General features: G+C 63.7%; 2 protein-coding genes. Both read left to right on the top strand.

Annotated elements, in window-relative coordinates:
* Positions 1–1394 (top strand): hypothetical protein (locus ACTICP_RS16180; protein ID WP_441894109.1); only part of this gene is annotated, 1394 nt, incomplete at its 5' end.
* A partial coding sequence (locus tag ACTICP_RS16175; RefSeq protein WP_441894107.1) for a hypothetical protein occupies positions 1391–3129 on the top strand: 1739 nt, incomplete at its 3' end. The genes ACTICP_RS16180 and ACTICP_RS16175, both read left to right, overlap by 4 nt.

Below are 3129 nucleotides of genomic sequence, written 5' to 3'. Positions count from 1 at the left end.
ACGGCGGCGGCGAAGAGACCCCACTTGACGAGTTCAGCAATGCTGAGCGCCTTGCGATCCGGGACGAATGTCGCCGACGCATTCGGACGCTGGAAGCTCGCCTCGCCATTGGTCGGCGCGGCCTCTCCCACGGCTCGGCTCCTGACTCCGACGGGTGGGCGCGCGCCCACGACGCGATCTGGGCCGTTCGCCACGAGGGCCGCTTCCCGGGAGTGTCAATCGATGCCGTTGCCGTTCGGGCCTGTGATCAGGGTGTCCTCAATGAGTTGAGTGAGGAGTTCGCATTCGACCGTGCAACAACGTACGGCGGCGGCGCCCGGGTGATGCGGCGACTCATGTCGTACTTGTACCCTTCGGACACCGATCTCGTAGCGTTCCGCACCCTCCTTCAGCTGGAGACCGGGGCGGCGCCGGAAGAGTGGTCACGAGTCACGCTCAGCGACATCGAAACCGCGACCGACGCTATCCACGTGCGGTTGCACAAGGCGCGTGCTCGTCGCAGTCGCACGGTCCGTTGTGCGCTTACCCACGACGGCCGCACAGGCTGGCGTGCCGGTGATCTCCTGCGACGGCTAATTGCTGTGACCAAGCACGCGCGTGACGAGATGACGGCCAATCTCGCACCGGACGCCGAATCGCTGTTCCTGACCGTGAATCGCACAAGTACCAGGCATCTCGCTGCCCGTGCGGAGTCCTTCTCCCGTAGACCGTTCAGCTCTGTACTGACCTCGATATCACCCTCAATCTCTCATCCATACGATGCGCGTCGCCTGCGTAAGACAGTCAAGAGCGTGCGTGCCGCAGTCCTGCGCAGCGCGGATGCTGCGGCCGGGGACGACCACAGCGTCGAGGTCTACCAACGCCACTACGCCCAATCGACCACGGTCCACGTGCTGGCAGGCGCCGCTGTAAACGCTGCCCAGCAGCAAGTCTTCACTCGAATACAGCGTGGTCCCATCTTCGTGAACGCTCATGCGCGCTCCGTCGATAGAGAAGCCGATGACATCCTGGCGGAGGCCGCAGACGCGGAGGTCACCGCGAGTCCGACGGATCGCGCGATGAACGTTGCACACTGCGCGTCGCCGTACGAGTCCCCGTTCAGCCCCGCGGGGCGTCTGTGTGAGCATCGACCCTCGATGTGCTTCGCGTGCCCGAACGCAATAGTTTTCGCAGACCACCTGCCCCGGATTATTGGTTACCGCGAGGTGCTGCGAAGTTACGAGAACGAGATGTCCCCGGCGCAGTTCGCCTCGGTCTACGGCCAGCAGGTAGCGAACATCGAACACGTCCTGGACATGTTCTCGCAAGAGCAACGTGAACAGGCCTCCAAAGACATCCAAGACGTCGCCGAGCACGTTCACATTCCGCTAGCTCAGCGAGGAGCCCATCTATGAGCACACACCGCCTGCTGGCCTCGGACCAACCTGGACCGGACAGCGACTACTGGCCCCCGCAGATGCCGGTTCTTCAGCACCGTCACCTCGAGCACGACCTTCCTGTGCCCGTGTTCGGCGAGTCCAAAAGATGGGATCTTCGCTCAATGGGGTGGAACCCCGCTGCCGGCCGCCACTCTGCGGTGCTGCTGTTCGACAGATTCGACGCCGAGTGGAACCTTCGCGCTCGAGAGCTCGCTATCGCGCAGCTCAACCCGGTCCACAGCATCGTGCGACGCAAACGCATCCACCTGTCCGCTCAGCCCGTTCACGTGAAGACCATCCGAGCCAAGCTCGACGGACTACGGCGATTTGCTGCCTGGCACTCCGAGAACCTCGGCGAGATCCCGCTACGAGAGCTTCGCCAGACCGACCTTGACCGTTTCCTGATCGATGCCAAGGCGCACGCGGCCACCTCCGCCGTGACATCCGCGGTCAGTGCTATTCGCGATCTGCACACCTACGGCGCGCTCCTCACCGGCGGTGGCCTCTCGTTCGTGCCCTGGGGCGATGAGACAACAGCGGTACTCAGCGGTCGGCGAGTCAGCGCAGAACTCAGCACCCCGGTGATCCCCCCTGCGGTATGGTGGCCGCTTCTACGGGCCTGCTGGCAGTACATCGACGTGTTCTCCCACGACATCTTCAACGCCTCTGACGAATGGGCAGCACTCGACCGACCTCGAGGTGAACGTCGACGCGTCACCGACTCCGACGCCATGCTCGAGGCATGGTTGCGAGCTCCCGACAGTTGTGTGCCCCTGCATCGGCTGACCTACGGACGATTCACAAAAGGTGAGATCCACTGGACGCTTCTGTCGCTGCTGATCTCCGACGGGCACAGCAAGCATCTGTTCACCGACAAGGCGAATCCCGCCGTCGGATCAAGGCGGCAGAAGATCCGGAATGCATTGAATACCGGCACGATCACATCCATCCGCGGTGGTCTCCTCACCCGTCCGGCAGAGGTCGAACGCCTCGACGGTTCGAGCGGGCCCTGGATCGACGGATTCGACCCGGCCACGATCCGAGAACAGATCAAGATCCTGCGCAACGCGTGCTACGTGTTCTGCGCGGCGCTGACGATGATGCGCGACTCCGAACTGCTGAGCATCAAGAAGGGCTCCCTCACGACATTCCATGGAGCCCCCGCCGTCACCTCACTGCTCCGGAAGGGGCGCAATGGAACGCGGCGTCGCAACTGGTGGATCACCGAACCCGTCGCGCAAGCGATCGTCGTCGCAGAACGGCTCGCACTCAGTGACGACGTCTTCGGATCGACCCGGCAAAATCACCAGCCCGGCGAGCGTTTCGCACGCTTCGATCGCCACGAGCAGTTGGGCTATTTCATCCCGCAGATCAACGCACTCGGCCCGTCCGCCGGACTCGAACACATCCCAGAGACCCACTTGGCGCCGCACATGTTCCGCCGGACCATGGCCGTGATTACCGCCCAACAGCCCGACGGCGAGATCGCCCTGGGGATCCAGCTCAAGCATGCAGCCCGCCGTGCCGTCTCCAACGCCACGACCTCGGGATACGCGACCGAGACACCAGAATGGGCCGCAGAGTTCGAGCACGAGCTTCAGGACGCCGTAGCGGCACGCCTGGTCGGCCTGTGGGCAACCAAGGACGACGCTGGGGTCCGCCTCGGTGGCGCAGGTGCCCAGCGCTTCCGTGACGAGATCGCTCAGGTAGA

Origin of the sequence: Microbacterium sp., from assembly GCF_052102115.1 — a bacterium.
GTDB lineage: Bacteria > Actinomycetota > Actinomycetes > Actinomycetales > Microbacteriaceae > Microbacterium.
Note: the sequence above shows the minus strand (reverse complement) of the source record. Positions and strands in the feature narration are given on the sequence as shown.